The organism is Pseudomonas vranovensis, from assembly GCF_040438935.1.
Taxonomy (GTDB): Bacteria; Pseudomonadota; Gammaproteobacteria; order Pseudomonadales; family Pseudomonadaceae; genus Aquipseudomonas; species Aquipseudomonas vranovensis.
In genome coordinates, this window is the sequence record NZ_CP159259.1 from 1,994,242 (window position 1) to 2,016,247 (window position 22,006).

At 55.9% G+C, this 22,006-nt stretch carries 17 protein-coding genes; 11 read left to right on the plus strand and 6 right to left on the minus strand.

Annotated features, from left to right (window positions below):
• Window positions 1-334 precede the first annotated feature (334 nt).
• Both ABVN19_RS09285 and ABVN19_RS09290 read right to left on the minus strand, forming a co-directional pair.
• The gene (locus tag ABVN19_RS09285) at window positions 335-1,753 is read right to left on the minus strand and encodes a UvrD-helicase domain-containing protein (RefSeq protein WP_105641265.1); all 1,419 of its coding nucleotides are present in this window, start codon (window positions 1,751-1,753) and stop codon (window positions 335-337) included.
• Window positions 1,743-3,473 (minus strand): ATP-binding protein, encoded by a 1,731-nt coding sequence (locus tag ABVN19_RS09290; RefSeq protein ID WP_105641264.1) that lies wholly within the window; start codon window positions 3,471-3,473, stop codon window positions 1,743-1,745. Before ABVN19_RS09290 ends, ABVN19_RS09285 begins: the two co-directional genes overlap by 11 nt.
• A 648-nt stretch (window positions 3,474-4,121) precedes the next feature.
• Here ABVN19_RS09290 and ABVN19_RS09295 point away from each other — a divergent pair.
• A complete protein-coding gene (locus tag ABVN19_RS09295) occupies window positions 4,122-4,523 on the plus strand; it encodes a helix-turn-helix transcriptional regulator (protein WP_105641263.1) in 402 nt (133 codons plus the stop codon).
• A 22-nt stretch (window positions 4,524-4,545) separates the two neighbouring features.
• Here the strand turns inward: ABVN19_RS09295 and ABVN19_RS09300 are convergent, their stop codons facing one another.
• On the minus strand, window positions 4,546-4,887 hold the full coding sequence (locus ABVN19_RS09300) for a hypothetical protein (RefSeq protein ID WP_105641262.1): 342 nt from the start codon (window positions 4,885-4,887) through the stop codon (window positions 4,546-4,548).
• A gap of 102 nt (window positions 4,888-4,989) precedes the next feature.
• Between ABVN19_RS09300 and ABVN19_RS09305 the strand changes: the two genes are divergently transcribed.
• The 6 genes from ABVN19_RS09305 (at window position 4,990) to ABVN19_RS09330 (ending at window position 14,230) form a co-directional block, all read left to right on the plus strand.
• The gene (locus ABVN19_RS09305; RefSeq protein WP_168216556.1) at window positions 4,990-5,142 is read left to right on the plus strand and encodes a hypothetical protein; all 153 of its coding nucleotides are present in this window, start codon (window positions 4,990-4,992) and stop codon (window positions 5,140-5,142) included.
• A 332-nt stretch (window positions 5,143-5,474) separates the two neighbouring features.
• Window positions 5,475-7,895 (plus strand): TerB N-terminal domain-containing protein, encoded by a 2,421-nt coding sequence (locus tag ABVN19_RS09310; protein WP_105641261.1) that lies wholly within the window; start codon window positions 5,475-5,477, stop codon window positions 7,893-7,895.
• Window positions 7,892-9,187, plus strand: a complete 1,296-nt coding sequence (locus tag ABVN19_RS09315; RefSeq protein WP_017135672.1) for an ATP-binding protein — start codon at window positions 7,892-7,894, stop codon at window positions 9,185-9,187. Before ABVN19_RS09310 ends, ABVN19_RS09315 begins: the two co-directional genes overlap by 4 nt.
• Window positions 9,188-9,230: 43 nt before the next feature.
• Entirely contained in the window at window positions 9,231-11,414 is a 2,184-nt protein-coding gene (locus ABVN19_RS09320) for a DEAD/DEAH box helicase (protein ID WP_177431035.1), read from the plus strand.
• Window positions 11,415-11,780: 366 nt separating this feature from the next.
• Window positions 11,781-13,364, plus strand: coding sequence for an AAA family ATPase (locus tag ABVN19_RS09325; protein WP_105641259.1), 1,584 nt, complete (start codon window positions 11,781-11,783; stop codon window positions 13,362-13,364).
• A complete protein-coding gene (locus ABVN19_RS09330; RefSeq protein ID WP_105641258.1) occupies window positions 13,361-14,230 on the plus strand; it encodes an endonuclease in 870 nt (289 codons plus the stop codon). Before ABVN19_RS09325 ends, ABVN19_RS09330 begins: the two co-directional genes overlap by 4 nt.
• A 398-nt stretch (window positions 14,231-14,628) precedes the next feature.
• On the opposite strand, the gene ABVN19_RS09335 is transcribed toward ABVN19_RS09330, so the two are convergent.
• The gene (locus ABVN19_RS09335) at window positions 14,629-15,618 is read right to left on the minus strand and encodes a DNA-binding protein (RefSeq protein ID WP_105641257.1); all 990 of its coding nucleotides are present in this window, start codon (window positions 15,616-15,618) and stop codon (window positions 14,629-14,631) included.
• Window positions 15,619-15,834: 216 nt separating this feature from the next.
• Here ABVN19_RS09335 and ABVN19_RS09340 point away from each other — a divergent pair, with 216 nt between their 5' ends.
• Window positions 15,835-16,764 carry a tyrosine-type recombinase/integrase gene (locus tag ABVN19_RS09340; protein WP_146117311.1) on the plus strand — a complete coding sequence of 310 codons (930 nt, stop codon included), beginning with the start codon at window positions 15,835-15,837 and terminating at the stop codon, window positions 16,762-16,764.
• 140 nt (window positions 16,765-16,904) lie between these two features.
• On the opposite strand, the gene ABVN19_RS09345 is transcribed toward ABVN19_RS09340, so the two are convergent.
• Window positions 16,905-18,152, minus strand: a complete 1,248-nt coding sequence (locus ABVN19_RS09345; RefSeq protein WP_105642849.1) for an IS256 family transposase — start codon at window positions 18,150-18,152, stop codon at window positions 16,905-16,907.
• A 69-nt stretch (window positions 18,153-18,221) separates the two neighbouring features.
• Entirely contained in the window at window positions 18,222-18,893 is a 672-nt protein-coding gene (locus ABVN19_RS09350) for a GntR family transcriptional regulator (protein ID WP_105642515.1), read from the minus strand.
• 209 nt (window positions 18,894-19,102) lie between these two features.
• On the opposite strand from ABVN19_RS09350, the gene ABVN19_RS09355 reads away from it, so the two are divergent.
• From ABVN19_RS09355 to ABVN19_RS09365, 3 genes are all read left to right on the plus strand, one after another.
• Complete coding sequence (locus tag ABVN19_RS09355) at window positions 19,103-20,164, plus strand: aromatic ring-hydroxylating dioxygenase subunit alpha (RefSeq protein WP_105642516.1); 1,062 nt, start codon at window positions 19,103-19,105, stop codon at window positions 20,162-20,164.
• Window positions 20,161-21,114, plus strand: coding sequence for a PDR/VanB family oxidoreductase (locus tag ABVN19_RS09360; RefSeq protein WP_105642517.1), 954 nt, complete (start codon window positions 20,161-20,163; stop codon window positions 21,112-21,114). The genes ABVN19_RS09355 and ABVN19_RS09360 overlap by 4 nt, the downstream gene beginning before the upstream one ends.
• A 273-nt stretch (window positions 21,115-21,387) precedes the next feature.
• Window positions 21,388-21,639 carry a hypothetical protein gene (locus tag ABVN19_RS09365; RefSeq protein ID WP_105642518.1) on the plus strand — a complete coding sequence of 84 codons (252 nt, stop codon included), beginning with the start codon at window positions 21,388-21,390 and terminating at the stop codon, window positions 21,637-21,639.
• Window positions 21,640-22,006 lie beyond the last annotated feature (367 nt).

Here is a 22,006-nt window from a genome sequence, read left to right on the forward strand (position 1 = left end):
CAGCCAACGACCGCAATCGTATGTATTTACCCCGAGCCCTGCTCATTTTGCGAGGCCAGTTTCATACTGGATGGCTGCGGTAGAGAAGCTTGCCTCGGCACTATCGTTCAGATCCAGCCCTCTCCAGTAAGGCATTGCCACCCACTTGAGGATGAACCACTAGGCCTACACCACGCTGGGTGAAAAGAAGTCGTCATCCTCCTCCTTGGGTCATGGATGGCACGAGACGGAGAACAGGCAATTCAAATGATACTATCTGAATGGCGCATTCTAGAGCCTCCAAAGGAAGAAAATACGAGCCAAAACGCGCCCCAGCGATTCTCCTGACCTATGACTACCTACGGGGCATAAGTATGGGATTCTCGGAACATATGACCAGCTTCTTGGCTCCTCTGGTCATCGCCACATAGAGGTTATTGGAATCCATCTGGCTAGGATTCAAAATCACGGCGATATCCGCTTCCAAGCCTTTGAGCAGTAGTGTGCTGCCAACAGCCCGACGAGACAATGGCCGCCCTAAAAGCCGATTCCGCTCACGAACTTGCAAGGCCGCATCTCTTAGGGAATGGGTGCCGGCCGCGGCCATCCGCAGGGCACTCAAGCACGCCCTGAAGACCTCAGGCCTGTAGACATGCGTTCCAGGTTGGGCACCAAAGCTTTCAAGTAAATGCGCGGCGGCAGCAAGGCTTGGTGCCTGATGGAAATCCACTGCGCTCCGTTCAATGGAGGTCGGCTCCGTGCGGTTACGACCACGCAGGATGATGTCCACTCGGCCCATGAGAGCGGCAGCTCCCACCCCTGTCATTACGTTCGTGGCCAGATGCACCAGCTCATTCAGCGCCTGGCCACAAGCTGGGTCAAAGGTTCTGGCGAAGCTAATCAGTTCGCTGAGCTCAACATTCTCAACCGCGGTTGCACCCGGTGTCTGACTGGACAGGCGAAAGCGGCTGGCTGGATTCGTTGAATCTCCGATGATCAGGGCTGACTCGCCGTCCCTGATACGAACCAAGGCCGCACTCCTCCGCTGGGCCTCAGCGGTTTCAGGTCGGATCGCAATCCACTCAACTTCCTGTGGTGCAGTACGTAGATCCACCCCTTCGCCTGCGGCCAAGGGTCGGCGTAGCTCGAGCAGCCATCGACCAAATGGCTCGGTATCGGCGCGGCGCCAGCGCCAAGGAGTGTCCAGGGTTCCGATCGCGGGAAAATGTGGGGTGACGTCAGCTTGCCAATTCACCAATGGATTTCCGCGAAACCCGAAAATCGCCTGCATCGGGTCACCAAGGACGTAGGTGGGAACATTCTGGGCAAGCCAGGCGATGATGATGTGCTGAGCCTGATTGCAATCCTGATACTCATCGACCAGTAGGCGTGAGTAGCTCGCCCGTATCACGGGTGCGATGTGACCGGCTTGCAATAGAAACCCAGCGGCGTTTCGAATGGCCGGGTAGTCCTGTGCGCGGTTTTCCAGCAGGAGAATTGCGGGGTCGTGCCCACTGCGTGCCGGAAATTTGCTGATCAACCTCATGGCGAAGCCGTCCAGGGTAGCGACCTGGTACTTTGAGGTCGGTATATGCGCACGTTGGAGTCGGGTGCGTAGCGCCGCCACACCTGCGTTCGTGTGGGTCAGAATTAATATGGGCTTGGCATCGGTGTGAGCCGCCAAGGTATCAGCGATCAACTGGGTTTTTCCGCAGCCCGCAGGTGCCGTCACGGAACCCCGCCGAAATGCGAGAAGATCGATTTCAGCCGGCATTTACCCACTCCCTGATTCCGTTGATGATTCGCTGGAAGCCTCCCTGAGCTGTCGGCAGATGCGGGCCAATAATGTCCTTCGCAATCGCTTGGTAAGTCGTCACCGATTTGTACCACCCCTTTGAGCGGATCCGCGAAGCGATCCCCAGCAAAACACGGGTTTGCTCAGAATACCCATTCCCGGCAGCACGATGCTCCTGGATGGCCTGTAGGCTTGATCGGCCATCGGATTTAGACTGGATGTGACCAACGACACGCTCGAGATCGTTCACTTCCAACGCTTTCGCGATCAACGCATCAATCGCCAAGTCAGGCAGGCTGGCGAACAATTCGTCCTCCAAGGCACGACCCTGGCCCCATGTCATGGCATGTCCGCCCCGATCCAGGAAAGCTTGGGCGACCTCCGGGGTAGGCGGTTTGTCTGCATCGACAAGAAGGAGTACGCGGTAACCGAGACCAAGTAATGCTGAACCCCGGTTGTAAACGTTATCCGTGGTACCGCCCCCAGCGTTTACATAAGCACATCCCCTGGCCAAAAAAGAATCATTGTTGGCGAAGCCCCAGAATTGATCGAGCCCTCGAATCAGTCCTACTTCGCTGGCCCCCTCACACACGATAACTTGCTTCGCCAGAAAGGCTTCAGGGTCAGCGCGCAGGGTGCTCTGTACGTCGTTGCTGGTGCCAGCAGCCAATACCAGATGCCGGTCGAGTACGTTGCGCACGACATACAATTGGTCACCTGAGAGTTCGCGCAGGGCGACTGGGGAGTGCGTGGTGATGAAGACTTGAAGTGGTTGCTGTGGATCCTTGGCGCCCATGGAGTCCAAGAATCTCACTAGACGGTGAGGTTCCAGTCCGTACTCAACCTCATCCACCAGGGCGATGGTCGCAGCGTCGGCTGCCATGCGCTGAAGGCCCGCCACCAGTAAACGTGACGATCCTGTGCCTAGAGAGCGAAGCGGTATGCCCGCACTGTTGTGCAGCGCAATAGCTCCGTCACCGATCGAAACCGCGTGGGCATCCAGCAGCGCCTGTGCGCCCTCTCCCACGGGAACGCCAAGATCTCGTGATGTTTGATTGACGATGTCCAATGGACGACGAAGTTGCGCGGACGCCTGGGCGCCGAAGTTCTCCCGGGCTTGCCTAGCTGCGCCCGCCAAGGCGCCACTTAGCTCTGGCCTGTCTTCGGTCAAGCGGTTGAGGATCGAGTTGCGGCTCCATGAGAGATTCATGTTGGCAAAGCTGCCGATCCGCGCCGGCGCAATCAGGGAGCGATCCTTCCACGCCAGACTTCTCTCGGTACCCACTTGGGCCGCGCGGTCTGAATAGAGCATCCACGTCGGTTCGAGATCGCCAGTGACCTGCAGTCTCAGGGTCACGACCGTTTCAAGTCCGACACCTGGCTCGTCTTCCACCACCGCTGTCTGGAGATTGAACCCCCGAAGGAAATCGCCATAGGCCTCCAGATTGATCATCGTCTCAGGAAGGCATCCCAGCGTGACGGAGATCGTGATGGGCACATTGACGTTCAAGCTGTAGAAGTCGGTGTCGCTGAACGACACGCTGCGTCGAGCACCGAGGCAGAAATCAATGGCATCCAGGATGCTCGATTTACCGCTGTCTCCTGGGCCAATCAGGCAGTTGACACCTTGGGATGGTGACCAATCGAGGGCTTTAATAGCGCGAAAGTGACGGATCTCGAGCTTTCGTATTCTGACCATGGGTACCGCCTCCTTGCGCCACGTCTTCGCGGGCCTGATTGGCGATACTAGCCCTATGGGGGCATCCCTGCAAAATGGGTTACCACTGTCAAATGACGGCAGGAAAATAATCAGCTCATGTATTTTTTTTTAAATTGGGCGTGTTTGTTTGTATTCAAAGCATAAGCGCAGCCAAAGGCTGCGAAGAAGACGATTTCCCCTCAGCCCCTACGGGGCAATGCAGATGCGAGCCTGGCAACCGAGACCAAATCTGGAAACCGTGAAAAGCAAAAACCGAACCGGCAAAACCGTGTGTGAACCTTGCAGATCACCTGCGGCTGCACATCACTCGCTTTTTTCTTGTCCTCAAATATAGAACTCCGTCTCGCGAAAAAAAATTCAAGGGAGCATGCAGGAAAATAGTTTAAATACAGAGAAAGTCACTGATTAAATTTGGTTAATTAGTGAAAACAACTAGATTTCGATGCGCGATGGTCACGGGCACTCCGCGCCGGGAAAGCTGCAGGCTTATCCCGATGCCGGCCTGAACAGGTTCTTCGTTAAGACTGGCGGGAAGGTATCTGTGGTACTGTCAGATGCTCTACGTCGGGTACTTCCGCTGAAAATAGTTTGCGGGCCTTTCTCGCCTGACATTGGCCAGGAGCATCTATGTCGCTGAAAGCAGCTTTCGCCACTGTATTGAAAGCGATGCGCATTAGCCGCGGGTTGACGCATAAGGATATGGCCTTAGCGAGCAGCCGTGGCTACATGCTGAAGCTGGAACACGGCCGATCAAGCCCTACGGTAGAGAAGCTGACTGCGATAGGTGATGCGATGGGGCTCAGCCCTTTGACGCTTTTCACACTGACGTTGAGTGTGGAGAGCGGTCAACCGATTGATACCCTGGTACAGCGGTTGAAAGCTGACGTTGCAGATCTGGAGGCCAATGGCGCGCTCAGCGGCCTAGTAGTCTCATCAGCGACTCCTATCTGCATAACAAAGCCCTCGTCGGCACGCCGGCACAAGGCTATTTACCCGTCATCTCAAGCTGAACTGTGCTTTGCCGAGTAGCAGAGATTGAGATCGCCGAGTGTCAGAGTCCAAGGTCAATCGAAAACAGGATGTCCCTTAGCTCAACTGGAACGGCCTCCTCTTCTACAAGGCGTTTTAGCACCTGATAAATCAGATGTGACCGTAACTGTTCCCGGACAGGGATGTAGCTGCTGTCGGTGCGCGGCAAATCCGCGCTGGGCAGGACGCGCTCAAGCACTGCAAACGCTACGGCGCCAACGTCTTGCTTGTAGATGCGAGTCAAACTGTCCAGGCCCGGTTTACGGCGGTAGCTGGCGACTGCATCACCCACTATCGCCATGAGAGAATCACGATAGTGCTCAGCGGCGTACAACCACACCTGCGCTTCCTGCTCAACCTTCAATGCCCTGTCCTCCTCGCTTCCAATCGGCGCGCAATATTCGACCAAAGCGTGCTTGAGCGCCAGGGGTCGGGCTGCAGTTCAACCATCTAGGGATTTTCGGACATGCACATTCAACTTGATCTGAATCGTAACGATCGAGACGCACTGCTACGGCACTGCCAAGAGTTTGTTCCCGAAAGCGGAGATGCCCGTGAAGACGCCCGCCTGGCTGAGGCTTTGGAGGCGCTGATCGCTGCTTTGGAAGACGCTATTTGAAGTGCAGAAGAGACGTTGTCGAAAGCTGCCTCAATAGACCAGTTGAGGCGCCTGAGGTGCGAAGGAGTACATGTGTACTCTTGGGTTTAATCACCCATCGCGAGACACTACCAAGATGATGGCCTCACTGAAAATTGGGCGTATCAAGAGCAGCGCCGCGATCCCTTCACCTCCCGCAACACAGCCCTGACATAGCCATGTAAGCAGATGGCTCTGTTGGGGATCCGTTTAAGTAATCTCGCCCAGCGCTCCCTTCGTCTGTTCCGCTTGGCCCGCCTCGTAAAATCCGTAAGAATGTCATCTGGCCATTACCAACTGTACGGAATACTCATATGCCACGGAAGCGCAAAGGGAGCGGCGGCGGGCCGATCGCTCTGTACGCCTTGTTATTCGTTGTTGCCCTTTTGGCGCAGGTTCCAAAGCAAGCGTGGATCGCCCTTGGAGTTATCTTGGGCATAGGTGCGTTGGTATGGGCCGTCAGACGCGCCACCCAGGCAAAGCTCTACGCGCCTGAGGATGACATTGTTGCGGAGATCGCCGCTGAATCTCGACAGGCAACCTCCCCCAGTCTCAACGTCCAGTTCGGCACCGGTACCCGCGAGCGAGATTTCCATACTGTCCAAGTCGGTTCGTCCAGCGATAGTCAGAGCTACGCCATTCCAAAGCCAAGTGCAAAGCCCATGGGGGTTCGCTGGCTTGCAGAAGGTGAGTCCATCACCGTGGCCGGATTGGCTATCCCGGGTGGAATGCTCTACATCACCGAGCGGGCAACCCAGTTCGGTCAGACTGAACCGTCCCTGATTGATGCCACGCTTCGAATCGCACGCTCACCCATGAGCCTTACCGAGCGGCAGATGCCCTATTGGCCAAGTTACCGAAGCATCACGCCTGAGGCGCGGCGAGCGTACCTGCAATGGTTGGCGGGAGGTCGCCGCCAGCCTGCGGATGCGGGATACGTGTTCCTGTTTTTTTACGGGCTTGAACGCCGCGCGCTGATCGATGCACCGAGCGATCCTCAGGCGAAGGCAGAGATCCCTGCCATCAAGGCCGAGGTCGAACGCTTGCTTGGTCTCTACGGGGACAACCATTCTTTCCGCGGCTACGCTACCCGCTTTCTCGCCCATATCGACGCGGGTTCTGTTCAACCTCAAAGCTATATGAGTGAACCCACCGCCAGTGCCGCAGATGGGTACGAGCTGCCCATGTCGCTGCGCGTCGCGCTGGGCCAGATGGCCGTGGACAAGTATCCACTCCCCCCGCACTGGGCATTAGCCTGGGCGCTCGCTGAGCCAAACATTTCCAGGCGCACACCTGTGACCCGTTGCCCTGAGCAATTCGCAGCACTCTTCAAAAACGAATTCGCAAAACGGTATCCCAATGGCCTTGTGCTGCCTCAGAACAAGACCAAGCTGAAGATTGCCTATCGCCCTGCTTCTTCCGGATTGAACATCCCGGCAGCAGCCGTGGGCGACCTCCCCGATGTCGCGGCAACCTCAGGAACGCGTAGCAAGCTGCAGGTTATAGTGGAAGAGTGCACCACCGTTCTAGACGCTTACAGTCGATATCTGGGCCGCAACCCAGACGCTGGAGATAGTCTGGAAGCCATCCTGCAGTTGCCAACAGAACTCTGGCCTGCTGAAGCAAAAGCCGAACTCGAACAGTTGGAACAACGCGTCGGCGGCGAAACTATCTGCATGAGTTTCGCTGAGCTGGCAGGCCGTTTCAAATCCGCCGGCGCGCTTTCCCGCGACAAAGTCGTGGCACTCGCCCGGGCCTTGGAAAGCAAGCGGATCGGATTAGAGCCCGATGTGCTTTCTGGCAGCCGTACGCCCAAGGCAGAAGACACCATTGCACTGTTCGCAGCGGACTCTGATGAAGGCACTCTTCGGTCGACCGATGCTTACAGCGCTGCAGCAGTGACTTTAGACCTGGCCAGTGCAGTGGCTGCGGTAGACGGTGACACCTCGCTAGAAGAGGTGGGTCTGCTGTCCGGCCACATTGACTCATGGGATCACCTCTGCGTCGCGCATCGAAAACGCTTGAAGGCGCACCTCCAGATTCAACTGAAGCAACCGCCGACATTGGCAAGCCTCAAGAAGAAGCTTGAGCCGCTGACGATCGAGGCCAAGCGGAAAATTGCAAGCTTCCTGGCCCACCTGGCACAAGCGGATGGCGAGGTGACGCCACAGGAAGTTAAGCTCCTTGAGCGCGTATACAAGTCGCTCGCCCTCGATCCGCAGTTCGTCTACAGCGACCTCCACAGTGCAGCTGTTCGTCCCTCCCATGGAGTGGAGGCACTGACTGCGAATGCCGCGCTGGCCACTGCGACACAGACATCAGAAAGCACTGGCTCTGGCTTTGCACTGGACATGGACAAGGTCGCTCGCTTGCAACAAGAAACGGCAGAAGTGTCGGCGCTCCTGGCCAGTGTCTTCAATGAAGAATCGCTGACTGAGACGCCTAGCGCCCTGGAGCCCGAGGCGCCCCAACGGCAGGAAGAAAGTACCGTCGAACAGCTTGCTACCGTACATGGTTTGGACGTCGAGCATTCAGCGTTCCTTCGGCTTCTGGTGTCACGGCCTGAGTGGAGTCGTGCCGAGCTGGAAGACGCAGCCAGTGATATGGAACTGATGCTGGATGGCGCCTTGGAGCGGATCAACGACACAGCGTTTGAGCTGTTCGACATGCCCGTGACCGAAGGTGATGATCCCATCGAAATCAACCCCGACATTCTGGATGAGCTAGCCCTATGAGTAAGATACGAGCTAAGGATCGCGACGCGGTCATTCAATCGCTGCGTGCGGGTGTAGTGCCCCGTGTTGGGCAGCATCTCATCCAGGTAGGTCGAGCGGGTGAACTCGATTCGCTGCTCAAAGATGTGGATCGTCTCGCGGATGGCGGCTCGGCTTTTCGCGTTGTCGTTGGCGAGTACGGCGCGGGCAAAACCTTCTTCCTAAACCTGGTGCGCGGCATCGCCATGGAGCGCAAGCTTGTCACCATGCACGCCGATTTGAATCCAGACCGCCGCCTTCACGCTTCAGGTGGCCAAGCGCGCTCGCTTTACTCGGAGCTGGCTAAAAACATGGCCACCCGCACCAAGCCAGAAGGCGGCGCTCTGCAGGGTATCGTTGAGAAGTTCATCTCCCAGGCTAAGACGGAAGCCAAGACCAAAGGTGTCGAGAGTGAGGCGGTCATTCGTGAGTACCTGGCAGAGCTCACCGAGATGGTCAATGGGTATGATTTTGCCGACGTCATTGCCGCCTACTGCCGCGGCTTCGAGGAAGGTAACGAGCAGCTCAAGGCTGACGCCATTCGTTGGCTACGCGGGGAATTCTCCACCAAGACTGACGCCCGCGCTGCGCTGGGCGTGCGGACGATCGTCGATGATGCTTCTGTCTACGACCAGCTGAAATTGCTGTCACGATTCGTACGCCTGGCTGGTTTCGGCGGCTTGATGGTATGCCTAGATGAACTGGTCAACCTGTACAAACTGGCAAACACCCAGGCCCGTAACGCCAATTACGAACAGATTCTGCGCATCCTCAACGATTCGTTGCAAGGTTCCGCTGAAGGCCTGGGTTTTGTATTGGGCGGCACACCAGAGTTTCTGATGGACACTCGTCGGGGGCTCTACAGCTACCCTGCCCTGCAATCCCGCCTCGCTGAAAACAGCTTTGCTAAGTCTGGCCTGGTCGACCTTTCTGGGCCTGTCATTCGACTCAGCAGCCTGACACCTGAAGACTTCTACGTGCTTTTGCAGAAGCTGCGCAACGTATACGCCTACGGTGAGCCTGAGAAGTTTTTGCTGCCGGATGAAGCCATCCCCGCTTTCATGGCGCACTGCAATCAGCGCTTGGGCGAGGCATATTTCCGGACGCCGCGCACGACCATTACGGCTTTCATCAACTTGCTCGCGGTGATCGAGCAAAACCCTACCGCGGATTGGCGAACCTTATTGGGGGCCGTGGAGCTGACCAAGGATGAGGCCGGGCAGCAAGATCTAGAAGTTGAGGCCGACGATGAGCTCGCCAGCTTCAAGCTCTGACTCTTCTTCGTTCGAGCGTTTACACCCGGAGGTTCAGCAATGGATCTGGTCACAGGGGTGGACGTCTCTGCGTGATGCGCAGGAGTGGGCGGTACCGGCATTGGTGGGCGCCGATCGCGATGTGATCATTGCAGCGTCCACTGCCGCAGGTAAAACAGAGGCCGCATTCCTGCCGATCCTGACCAACCTGCTCAACAACAGTGAGCCAGCAGGCGCGGTGCTGTATATCAGCCCGCTCAAGGCGCTGATCAACGACCAGTGGGACAGGCTTAGCCGGTTATGTGAGAGGCTCGAACTGCCCGTCGTTGCTTGGCATGGCGATGTGGCAGCAAGCAAGAAACAACGGTTTTTGAAATCGCCTGAGGGCATCTTGCTGATCACTCCGGAGTCCCTAGAAGCTCTATTCGTAAACAGAGGCTCAAGCTTAGCTGGGGCTTTTCAGAACCTTCGCTACATCGTCGTCGATGAGCTTCATGCCTTCATCGGAAGTGAGCGTGGAAAGCAGCTGCAATCGCTCATGCAACGGGTTGAAATTGTCGTGGGTAGAACGCTGCCTCGTGTAGGGCTTTCGGCGACGCTTGGGGAGATGTCGCTGGCCCGCAAGTTCCTGAGGCCAGTGTGCCCGGATGGCATCACGGTTATTGAGTCAAAGTCCTCTGGCCAAGAGCTCCAGGTACAGGTGCGTGGCTACATTGAGCAGCCCATGCAGCAGCTGGTGGTGGAGCACTCGGGGAATGCGTCAACAGATGAAGGCGCAGAGAAGGAAGACACCTCAGGTACCAAAGTGGCTATCGCAGGTCACCTGTACAAGGTGCTGAGGGGGCATAACAACCTGATCTTCCCCAACAGACGCCAAGAGGTTGAATGGTTTGCCGACCGTCTGCGCTCACTATGCGAAAACGATGGTGTACCGAACGAGTTCTGGCCGCATCACGGTAGCTTATCCAAGGAGCTACGCCAGGATGCCGAGCGGGCGTTGAAAGCGGGAGATCCTCCAGCTTCTGCCGTATGCACTACCACACTGGAACTGGGTATAGACATCGGTAGTATCAGGACGGTCGCACAGATCGGCTGTCCACCCTCTGTGGCAAGTCTCAGGCAACGGCTTGGCCGCTCTGGTCGTCGACCCGGTGAGCCTGCGATGCTCAGGGCATACTGCCGGGAGCGCCCTTTAACAGTTAAGTCGGATCTCTCCGATCAATTACGTGAGGGCCTTGTCCAAACGGTCGCTATGATCCGCTTGCTGATCAGTGGATGGTTTGAGCCGCCTCGATCGGGAGGCCTACACGCCTCGACACTGGTGCAGCAGTGTTTGTCTTCGATTGCTCAGCTCGGCGGTGCCTCGGCGGCGCAATTATGGGGAAATCTCATAGCAAGCGGCAGTTTTGCGAGCGTAACCAAGCCTGATTTCCTGGCTTTGCTCAAGGGTATGGGTGAGAAGGAATTGATCGTCCAAGACAGCTCAGGACTTCTGCTACCAGGCGAACTCGGGGAGCGGTTGATCAACCACTATGAGTTCTACACCGCCTTCACAAGCGATGAAGAGTTTCGTTTGCTCCGGGATGGGAAGCCACTTGGCTCGCTGCCCGTCAGCAAACCCCTGACCAAGGGACAGCGCATCATCTTCGGTGGAAGGCGTTGGCAGGTTCAGGATGTCGACCTTGAAGCGAAGGTGATAGTGGTCACGCCGGCTCGGGGCGGCGAGCCTCCTCAGTTTGATGGGCTTGGTGCCCAGGTGGATGATCGTGTCAGGCTTGAAATGCGAAACGTGTTGGTGGAAACCACGTCCTGTCCCTTCCTGGACAAACACGCTCAAGCTCTCCTAGACGAGGCTCGGAGTAACTTCCGGGCTCTCGGGTTGGGTGACGCGGCGATAATTGGCTCTGCCAGCGTAAGCCATGTGGCAACCTGGCGAGGGGATTACACCAACGATGCGCTGGCCTTGTTGCTCAGGCATGTGGGCATTCAGTGTGAAAACACCGGGCTATTCCTGGAAGTTGCATTCGGCGCGGAGGACACATTGCGAGCGTTGCGCGTGGTCGGTCAAATGGAGATCTCGAACGTAGAGCCGATTTTGGAAAATGTTGAAAACATGATCCGAGAGAAATGGGATTGGGCCCTTCCTCGCCCGCTCCTCATGAAGTCGTTCGCCTCAAGCCATCTTGATCTCCAAGCCGCGGTCACCACAGCTCGACTCCTTACACTGGAGTCGCTGAGAGAGGAATAACGATAGCACTACTCTCATTCCGACGCCCATTTTTCGAGATCGGCATCGAAATTGGAAAGCTTCTGCAGCAACTCAGCTTCCCACTACTTCCTCGCGGCGATCTCGAACAGGGCATAACTAGCCTATGCGTTGGCCTGCTTGGCCAAGTCGGCATCAAACGCAATTTCAGGCTTGGTGCTGCCCCCCGGTTGCCCGCTCAACCTCGGAGGTAAACTTATGCGCCGCGCTTTCAGGCGGCGTTTTTGCTTCCTCCAGTCCACTAACTCCCATCAGGTTCCTCAGAGCATATCGATCCGTTAACATGGAGCCAAATGGCCATCACCAAAAACACACCGCGTGTGCCCTCAGAGCAAGGACGTCATGAGCATGAAATTCATCAAGGTTCAACACCGAGGTAAGCTCCAGCAGGATGCAAGAAACTCTGGGGTTTTGTATGTAGATAACTGGGACGACTACGGCTACAAAACTAAATTTGTCCTTATCATCTTTGATGGGTCTGGGGTCGAACATAGAGTTGGTGACTTGAAGATCGCTTACCAAGGGCAATCTGAAGGCTGGACTGAACATGGGATGCCTGATGAATTCACGTCGTTAGAACCCAAATTTTTCAGCCTGGGGCAGGACGTCGAATACTATCGGAAACTACTTGAGCTGTTTTCGCTGGAGGAGGCTCATGCAATCCTCCACGCGTTAGGGGATGTGGCTTTCTCCAAGGAGCGTCGGGAGGCTTCCTCTTCAGAGTTAGCGTTTAGCACTTCCCTGCTGCGGGCAGTGAACCCAACAACGATTGACCACCAATTCAAGAGGATCCTCACCGGGGACGCCCCATTGACCCCTTACGACTTCTTTTACGAAAAGGCAAGATCAGACGGAATCGCACCGCTGACTCTCGAGTTCAGTGTCGATCCAGATGTCAAACCCTCCAGTAATGTTCACATCTTGATTGGCCGAAACGGGGTGGGTAAGACAACCCTGTTGAATGGCATGGTTGACTCCTTGGTCACGCCAAGTGAGGAGGTGTACGCCAAAGGCTGCTTTTTCAACAAGAACATGTGGAGCTTCAGGCGACCGCTGACCAATGATGACTTTGCAGGTGTGGTGTCGGTTTCGTTCAGCGCGTTCGATCCATTTGATCCCCCGCCGAACCAGGATGACCCCAATCAGGGGATGAGATATCGATATGTAGGCCTTAAGCACAAGGTGCTAGCCGCCGAGGGAGAGGATGTTTGGGGGTTGAAAACCAAGCCCCACCTCTGCACTGATTTGGCCGATAGTCTCAAAGTCTGCCTTAGCCTAAGCGCAAAGAGAGCACGGTGGATCAAAGCTATTCACAAGCTCGAATCTGATTTCAATTTCGAGGAAATGAACCTCATCCAGCTGATTGAGGTTTTTGACGCCGATGGATCAGAAACCAAGGCCGAGTTCGTCCGACGCAGCACTACCATGCTCGAAGGGATGAGCTCTGGCCACGCTATTGTTCTGCTGACCATTACCCAGCTCGTCGAAACCGTAGACGAGAAAACGCTGGTGTTGATTGATGAACCAGAAAGCCACCTGCACCCTCCTCTGCTTTCTGCTTTCACCCGGGCATTGTCCGATTTGCTCACGGCGCGAAACGCTGTAGCGATCATCGCCACCCACTCACCTGTAGTTCTGCAGGAAGTACCCAAGTCTTGTGTATCCATCATCAACAGGAGTGGCGAGACAGCGACTGTCGACCGCCCGGATGCCGAGACGTTTGCAGAGAATGTTGGCGTCTTGACTCGACACGTCTTTGGTCTGGAGGTGAGCAAATCGGGCTTCCATGAGCTCCTAGCCGCCGACGTTCGAACGGGTGCTTCCTATGAGCAGATTAGGGGGGATTACGCAGGTCAGATTGGCACCGAAGGCCAGGCACTCTTGAGATCCATGACCATCGCACGTGACAAGCAGTGGGAGTCTGACCTATGAGAGCCATCAGCGTCCCCGCTCAGGATCCGCAACTGGTCTACGACCTCTGTGTAAACAGCATTGCTGACGAGGATCTGAGAGCTCGCTTGCAAGCCATTACAGCAGAGGTGGTTGCCGCTGCAGTAGACTACCAGCAGAAAGGCCTTATCAATCAACTCTTCACGATCCCCGCTATCGACTGCGATAACGACGACATCGTGGTTGGCCAAGTAACCAAGAAGGAGCTGAAAGCTACCTACTCCTCTCACATGGTGGGTGACTCGAAACCCGCTAGGCGGGTGTACACCGACATACTCGGTAAAGCTCCGCGCAAAAAGTGCCCATTCTGTGGGTTCGGCCAGGCGAGCACTCTCGATCACTACCTGCCGAAAGCCAGATTCCCGATTCTGTCCGTCTTGCCGTGGAACCTCGTACCCGCCTGCAAGGACTGCAATACTGGCAAAAATGCAGCCACTGCGACTGCGCAAAACCAACAAACCCTCCATCCGTATTTGGAGCATCCGCGGATAGTTAGTGACCAGTGGCTACACGCGCGGGTGCTTACTGGAACCCCGCCCGTTCTCGAGTTTTTCGTGAGCCCCCCAGAGGATTGGGATCAGGTCGATAAGACCAGAGTGCTAGCGCATTTCAGGGACTACAAACTGGCTTCAAGGTTCTCAATCGAGGCCAGTAACGAACTCGCGAATCTTAAGGACACGCTCGACCTGGTCTGGTCGGACTCCGCCCTAGCCGGAGTACAAGATCACCTTCGGGTAATTGCGGCCGGAAAAAAGGCTGTCCATGTGAATGCTTGGGACACCGCCATGTACCAAGCGCTTCTCAGAAGTGAGTGGTACTGCGACGAGGGTTTCCGGGCATTCGAGTAAGTATTCCGTTTCACCTACTCCAACGATAAGATCTGCCAAGGACTGCATGTCCTTCACTCAGATGTCCCGTTGGTGCGGGTGCCACCGAATGGAAGGTTGCGATCAATGAAGGCACTGCGCATACCGCCGGCTTTTGCCCAAAGCAATTGAAGGCATGGTTGGCAACGAATAGAACTTCGCCCTTCTCCACGCCTATGATTTCAGCCGCTTATGTGTAGGTGGCTGCATGGGATTTGAGCGAGCTGGCTTCGGCTATACAGACACTGGTAAGCCTGAAGTTAGAGGGTATGGCAGGCGCTGGTTCGCATGAGGACTACCTGGCTCGGATCGCGAGCTGCAAATTGAGAAGGAGTACAAATGTGCTCCGCGAAGTGCTAATGGGTTCAAGGTTCTCTGGATTACGCCTGCGATCCATCCGCCTCACTCGATTCGCGCAAAGCAATGAGCTCAGCCTCTGCGGTGGTGAGTTTGTGTGCCAGAGCCACCTCCCTTAGCTTCGCGGCTGACAATTGCGAATGAGACTCACCAGCCTCTTTATTCTTTGCTTCCAACTGTTGAGCGAGCAGTTCCTTCGCACCTTCTGCACGCGCAGTAATAGCATTGGCAATGCTCAGCTCACCCCGCAGGGTTTCGACAGCCCCACGATGTTGCGAGGCTTCCCTGGCATGCTGGCGATTTTCGGCAATGAAGCGCTCGTTATCCCGGATCAATCGGGTGATCTCCTCCTGCTTGACCATGAGCGTCTGCTGAAGGACGGTCAGCTCCTGCTGCATTTGGTAGACCTGGGACTCGTGGCGGTTCAGATCCTGGTCACGCTGTTCCTTGATCGAAGCACGGTAGTGTTCGAGGGCCTCCCGGGCATGCGTATGCTTTTGCTCCAGAGACTGGATCTGCCCATCCTTCTCTTGAATCCGGACTTCGAAATCACTGTTGCTCTGGGTGAGCCTGACGTTGCGCGTGATCTCAGTCTGCAGTGTGGACTGAGTGGTTTTGAGCTCTTCAGTTTGAGTAGCCAAGATATGCCCTTGCGCGTCGAAACGGAGCTTGAGTTCATCGAGCTCGCTCTCAAATGCCTCGGCTCGGGAGATCAATAGCTTGCGCTCGTGCTCGAACTCCGCACGTGCCTCAAGAAAGGCCTGGCTTCCCTCCTCCTGGACTTGATCCAACAAGCTTTCGACGACCCCGCGCAGCGCGCCGCTCATGCGTTCACGAGGGTTCGCTTCTGATCCTACAGATTCCAGCTGCTTTAGATACCGAGCGATCGTGGTCTTTGAGCCCGTATTTCCAATCTCCACCCGCACTGCATCGATGCTGGGATACGCACCGCGCATTAGCAGGCTGTTCCGCGCCTTTTGCACCACCGCTAGGTTAACGCCGCCTCGCGCCATACGCCCTCCAGACTATTTCGTGTCATGTCACATGTCATGCAATTACATAATACGAAAATCCCCAACCTTGCTAGTAAGTTGCCGACAACTGGCAAGATATAATCGAGGGTTATGGCTTGTTAGGCCTTTGAGCAGGGGTAAAATGGCCTGAATGGTGGTACGGCTGGTCAACGAGCCACTGCAGGCTCGAAACGGGGAAATCGGGTGGTAGAAGTGGTGAGCAAGGCAGACAGGTACCTAGAGGCGAGCGTTCGTCAGAACACGTCGAAAAGCTATGCAGCCGCCCTCTCCCATTTCGAAGTGGCCTGGGGTGGATACCTACCCACCACCACAGAGTCAGTAATCCGCTACATCGCTGAGTACGCCGACCAGCTGGCACTGAGCACGCTGAAGCAACGCCTGGCTGCGCTCGCAAACTGGCACCAAAGCAACGGCTTCCCAGACCCTACCAAAGCCCCCAAGGTCAGGCAGTTGCTGAAAGGCATCCGGGCGGTACACCCCGTGCAGCAGAAGCAAGCAGCTCCTCTGGCGTTACTGCACCTCGAAAAAGCAGTGGCACACCTGGAGGATGAGGTTGCTCAGGCAAGAGCCGTCGGCAACATGGCCGCCCTTCTCAAGGCGACCCGTGACATCGCCTTGCTCACCATTGGCTTTTGGAGGGGATTCCGCGGAGACGAGTTGGCCAGGCTCACGATCGAAAACACGCATGCCGAGCGCTACGTCGGAATCAGGTTTTACTTGGGAGCTACCAAGGGAGATCGGCAGAACATAGGGCGCGAGTACAAAACCCCATCGTTGAGCAAGCTTTGTCCGGTAGAGGCCTACCTTAACTGGATTGAAACTGCCGGCCTTACACGCGGTAGTGTGTTCAGGGGCATTGATCGATGGGGTAACATCAGCGATAAGCCGCTTGTGGCCCACAGTCTGATTCCTCTCCTTCGCGACATCCTTGATAGGTGTGGGTTGCCTTCCGAGATCTACAGCGCCCATTCGATCCGGCGTGGGTTTGCGACCTGGGCAGCGAGTTCGGGTTGGGATATCAAGACGCTCATGGAGTACGTAGGGTGGAGCGATATGAAGTCAGCACTGCGCTATGTGGAGCCAGCACAGCAATTTGGTGGGTTGATCAGAAAGCTAGAAGGGTGAGTGCTGCAATGGTGATTGCTCAAGCGGGCTCGGCTCAGCAGGGCAGCACTCTCGCATCGACAGGGAAATCTTTTTCCTGGAGAGTGTCAGTTTTTTTGTGTGCGGGCCGATAACGGCCTGCCGCCAGGCAGGCCAGGCTTTTACCAGGTCGGCCTGATAAATCGATCTCCGTACAGAATCGCAAATTGATTCATCGCATTTTTCCAATCATGCGCCGCCGAGCCCCAGTTTGCCGTAATGTTGCGCAGCCCAAGCCAGATCAGCTTGGTCGCTGCGTCATCAGTCGGGAAGTGGCCTCGCGTTTTGATGATCTTGCGTAGCTGGGCGTTGATGCTTTCGATAGCGTTGGTCGTATAGATCACTTTTCGAATGGCAGGTGGGAAGACAAAAAATGGGATCACTCGATCCCAAGCTCGTCTCCAGGCCGCCACGACCGCTGGGTACTGCTTTCCCCAAGGGCCATTTTCAAAGGCACCCAGTGCTTCCTCAGCCGCTTCTGCGGTGATGGCCTGATAGACCGGTTTAAGCGCCTTGGCCAGCTCACGGCGCTTATCCCACGCCGCATAATCGAGGCTGTTGCGGATCAAGTGGACGATGCAGGTTTGCAGCGTTGTCGCCGGAAACACTGCACTTAGCGCCTCTGGCATGCCTTTGAGACCGTCGGTAACGGCTATCAGCACGTCTTCTACGCCGCGGGTCTTGAGGTCGTTGAATACCTTCATCCAAAACTTCGCACCCTCAGTGTTTTCGATCCAGATGCCAAGAATATCGCGCGTTCCATCGGGTAAAACACCCAGCGCTAAGTAAATCGCCTTGTTGCGGACAAGGCCTTCTTCGCGGATCTTGACCCGCAGCGCATCGAAGAAAATGACTGGGTACATCGGCTCAAGCGGTCGCTGTTGCCACGCACCAATTTCCTCCATCACCTCGTCAGTGACTGAGCTGATGAAGTCATGGGAAACGTCCGTCCCGTATTGCTCAGAGAGGAAAGCGCGGATTTCTCGAACGGTCATGCCTCGGGCATACATGGCGATGATCTTGTCATCAAAACCGGTGTAACGCCGCTCATGCTTGGGGATCAGAATGGGGGCAAAACTGCCATCCCGATCACGGGGAATCTCCAGCCGCAGCGGGCCATCCCCTGTCAAAACCGTCTTGCCCGTTTTGCCGTTGCGCTGGTTGGTTTCATCCTCTGGGCGCTGCGCGCCCGGCGGATACCCCAGGTGGTGACCGAGCTCAGCACTCAATGCTCGCTCAATCAAAGCCTTCTTGAAGGCCGCAGAAGCGTCTTCGATAGCCTCTGCGGTCATCAGCCCTTCACCGAACTGCTCGAGCAGCTCCTTGGGGATTTTTGGTAGGTCACGCAGGGGTTTCTTTTTGGTTGGCATACATGCACCTCTTACTCATGTTATGCCCGAACACAAAATTTCTGACACCCCCTTTTCCTGGGAAATAGCTCAACACTCCATCAATCGGGCATACCGCAGTGTTACGTTCGCATGCTCCCGCATGATCGACTCTGCTCTAGCTCCATGACCTAAAGAGATTGCCTCCACTACGTCATGATGCTGCATGTGCGCAAAATTAAAGCGTCGATACTCCTGCTGCAGATGTTCTCGGTCGACAGATAATGCACTGACTGACGCAAATGGCATTTGCGAATTCCGGGCGAGGGCCATCGCAATAGCTTCATTGCCGCTCGCCTCAACGATCACGTGATGGAATCGCCTGTTGATGTCGTGGTACTCCGCAAGATCCTCTTCTGTGACATACCCCTTTTCGAACAGTCGGTCTCCCTGCTCAATGCACTGCACAAGTGTTGCCTTGAAATCTGGCAGAACCCCTCTCTCCGCTGCCTGCCGCGCTGCCAACCCCTCCAGCACACCTCGTACCTCTACAGCCCCAATCAAGTCGTCCATGGTCATAGGGCGCACGCTAAAGCCACGCACACCTTGACGCACTAGCAAGCCTTCCTGCTCCAACACCCTAAATGCCATCCGCACCGGCATGCGCGATACGCCTAGCAGCTCAGCGGTAGGGATTTCTAGCACCCTCTGTCCCGCGGCCAACTCACCGCCCATGATCATCTTTCTAAGTAAGCTCAATACTCGCTGCCCAGGCCCGCTCATGTGCTATCCACTGGATCCATTGGAGAAGATCCTGACTTTAAACAAGCTAGGGCCAGCATCCCACCTATCTTTGGATGAGTCACGGGGCGTGCCAGATGACATCTCGATGTACGGCCTGATGAATCGCCCTTCTGCTATCGAAAGATAGTGTTTTTACGCCTGTCATCCCTCCATCGTTGGATCCAGAGAACAACAACAGGAGCCCGATGATGTTTCCTAAAAATGCATGGTACGTAGCCTGCACCCCGGACGAGATTGCGGTAAAACCGCTGGGCCGGCGTATCTGTAACGAGAAGATCGTTTTTTATCGTGGCCCAGAGGGTCGTGTCGCCGCCCTGGAGGACTTCTGTCCGCACCGCGGCGCCCCGCTGTCCCTGGGAACGGTAGAAGATGGAAAGCTCGTTTGTGGTTACCACGGATTGGTGATGGGGTGCGACGGTAAGACAGAGTCTATGCCGAATCAGAGGGTGCAAGGCTTCCCGTGCATCAAGAGCTTCCCAGTTGAGGAACGCTATGGGTTCATTTGGGTATGGCCTGGCGACCCCGAAAAAGCCGACCCTGCGCTCATTCATCATCTTGAGTGGGCTGAAAGCCCCGACTGGGCATATGGTGGTGGCCTCTACCACATTGCCTGCGACTACCGCCTCATGATCGACAACCTCATGGATCTAACCCATGAGACCTACGTACACGCGTCCAGCATTGGTCAGAAAGAAATTGACGAGGCGCCTGTGCATACCCGCGTTGAGGGTGAGAAAGTCGTCACCAGCCGCTTCATGGAAGGTGTAATGGCTCCCCCGTTCTGGAGAGCAGCTTTGCGTGGTAACGGGTTGGCCGATGATGTGCCCGTCGATCGCTGGCAGATCTGCAGATTCTCCCCTCCAAGCCATGTCCTGATCGAGGTCGGTGTTGCGCATGCCGGCAAGGGTGGCTACGACGCAGATGCCACACATAAGGCTGGCAGCATCGTGGTCGACTTCATCACCCCCGAGACAGATACCTCGATCTGGTACTTCTGGGGAATGGCACGAAACTTCAAGCCTGGTGACGAAGAGCTGACCGAAACCATCCGTGTGGGACAAGGCAAAATTTTCTCCGAAGACCTGGAGATGCTTGAACAGCAGCAGCAGAACCTCCTCGCCTACCCTGAGCGAGCACTGCTCAAGCTGAACATCGACGCTGGAGGGGTACAATCTCGGCGAATCCTTGATCGCATCATAGCCGCTGAACGCGAACCTTCTGCTCTACTCATCAAAGGAGCAGCGTCATGATGAACGTGGTGATTTCGGCGATCCGCCTCGAGGCTGAAGACATCATCAGCATTGAGCTCGTCCCTGCTAACGGGGGGGCGATGCCGGTGTTCGATGCAGGATCGCATATCGACGTTCACCTCCCTCAAGGGATTATTCGTCAGTATTCCATTTGGAACCACCCTGATGAAACCCATCGTTACTGCGTCGGCGTCCTGAAGGATCCTTCATCCCGGGGCGGTTCCAGAGCAGTTCACGAACAGTTGCGTGTCGGACAAGTCATTCAGATCAGCGAGCCTCGCAATCTTTTCCCCCTGGACGTGAAGGCGAAACGCAGCGTGCTTTTTGCCGGAGGGATTGGCATTACTCCAATTCTGAGCATGGCTCAGAGACTGGCCGCCAATAACCAGGATTTCGAGATGCATTACTGCGCCCGAGCAGAAGAAAAAGCTGCTTTTGTGCGAAAGCTGAAGGGGCTTCCTTTCGCGGATCGTGTGCACTTTCACTTCGACTCTGGCGCTGCTGAGCAGAAGCTGAATGCCCCGGCGTTTTTTACCCAAGAGCCCAAGGACAGTCACATCTATGTGTGCGGCCCGACAGGCTTCATGGATTTCGTTCTGAATACGGCCAGGGAGCACGGTTGGCCGGAGGCACACCTTCACAAGGAATATTTTGCCGCCGCACCTACCTCCAGAAGCGACGACGGTACCTTTGAGGTTCAGATCCACAGTACAGGCCAGATCTTTCAAATACCCTCGGATCAGAGCGTCATCCAAGTCCTGGATGCTGCCGGCATTTGTATCCCCGTCTCCTGCGAGCAGGGAATCTGCGGAACATGTGTCACCAGAGTACTCGATGGGGAACCGGATCATCGGGACTACTTCCTCAGCCCAGAAGAAAGAGCCAAGAACGACCAGTTCACCCCGTGCTGCTCCCGGGCTAAATCAGCTTGCCTCGTCCTGGATTTATAAACAGCCGCACATAGCCAGAACTGACGCTTGCCAAACAACAAACCCCTTGACCTTGGTCAGGGGGTTTGTTGTTTACGCTGCAGAAAGCTGAGCTTCGACACCCGGATTTGTCATGAGCCCCTTGGGCAAGCGCAGATTGCACAAACGGCTGTACGCTAGGAACGGGCCCACACCGTCCAGGTAGCTCTCAGTGAAGGCGAACCCCCGCCCTAGAAAACGACGCTACGTCGACGTCTGTTGTCGCCCAGAGCTCCTTCCTATAGATACGGAACCATGAAGCTGGCTGGAGAGGCTGCTACAGCCCTTCTAGGCGCAGAGATTGATGCTACCGCCGCACTCGACAGTGCTTTGAAACGCGAGCCGCTGCACGCAATGGCCGGCGTTCTGGAGCCCAGTGTGAACGTGGCGATGCAAACCAGTCCCGAGCTGAAACTCAGCAGAGAGATATGGCAAGAGGTCGTGAGTGAGTGCGACGCAGCGAGGCTGGCTGAAGATCGTTATGGCAACAACCCTTCTGGTGGCTGAAGTGCGGTTAGAAAAAAGAGAGGCAGCAGTAGCTGCCTCTAAATGGGCCCCGCACGAGCCCGCACCAGTGGAGCACTAGCACTTAATTGGTCATCTACTCAGCAGCCTACAGCTCCACCTGCCGCTTTGCGCGCTGAAGATGTCAGATAAAACTTTTGGTTTACAACATCGCCCTTGCAACCAGGCTTGATTAGAAGTCGGTGGTCGAGCGAAGTTTTAAGTTGGCCTATCGAAGATTTGGCCAGCCCGTGAAGGCTGCAGGCAACCCGAGGCAGGGATAATGTGGGTTAAAACATGCAACACCCAATGAGGGAGGCGTCTTCTTGGGAGGGACTATACCAATAGATATGATTACGAACAGACCGAG

Bases quoted from the DNA above. Each gene is read 5' to 3' on its own strand.
- ABVN19_RS09285 (WP_105641265.1), bottom strand. From the start codon at position 1,753: ATGCCGGCTGAAATCGATCTTCTCGCATTTCGGCGGGGTTCCGTGACG.
- ABVN19_RS09290 (WP_105641264.1), bottom strand. From the start codon at position 3,473: ATGGTCAGAATACGAAAGCTCGAGATCCGTCACTTTCGCGCTATTAAA.
- ABVN19_RS09295 (WP_105641263.1), top strand. From the start codon at position 4,122: ATGTCGCTGAAAGCAGCTTTCGCCACTGTATTGAAAGCGATGCGCATT.
- ABVN19_RS09305 (WP_168216556.1), top strand. From the start codon at position 4,990: ATGCACATTCAACTTGATCTGAATCGTAACGATCGAGACGCACTGCTA.
- ABVN19_RS09310 (WP_105641261.1), top strand. From the start codon at position 5,475: ATGCCACGGAAGCGCAAAGGGAGCGGCGGCGGGCCGATCGCTCTGTAC.
- ABVN19_RS09315 (WP_017135672.1), top strand. From the start codon at position 7,892: ATGAGTAAGATACGAGCTAAGGATCGCGACGCGGTCATTCAATCGCTG.
- ABVN19_RS09325 (WP_105641259.1), top strand. From the start codon at position 11,781: ATGAAATTCATCAAGGTTCAACACCGAGGTAAGCTCCAGCAGGATGCA.
- ABVN19_RS09330 (WP_105641258.1), top strand. From the start codon at position 13,361: ATGAGAGCCATCAGCGTCCCCGCTCAGGATCCGCAACTGGTCTACGAC.
- ABVN19_RS09335 (WP_105641257.1), bottom strand. From the start codon at position 15,618: ATGGCGCGAGGCGGCGTTAACCTAGCGGTGGTGCAAAAGGCGCGGAAC.
- ABVN19_RS09345 (WP_105642849.1), bottom strand. From the start codon at position 18,152: ATGCCAACCAAAAAGAAACCCCTGCGTGACCTACCAAAAATCCCCAAG.
- ABVN19_RS09350 (WP_105642515.1), bottom strand. From the start codon at position 18,893: ATGAGCGGGCCTGGGCAGCGAGTATTGAGCTTACTTAGAAAGATGATC.
- ABVN19_RS09355 (WP_105642516.1), top strand. From the start codon at position 19,103: ATGTTTCCTAAAAATGCATGGTACGTAGCCTGCACCCCGGACGAGATT.
- ABVN19_RS09360 (WP_105642517.1), top strand. From the start codon at position 20,161: ATGATGAACGTGGTGATTTCGGCGATCCGCCTCGAGGCTGAAGACATC.
- ABVN19_RS09365 (WP_105642518.1), top strand. From the start codon at position 21,388: ATGAAGCTGGCTGGAGAGGCTGCTACAGCCCTTCTAGGCGCAGAGATT.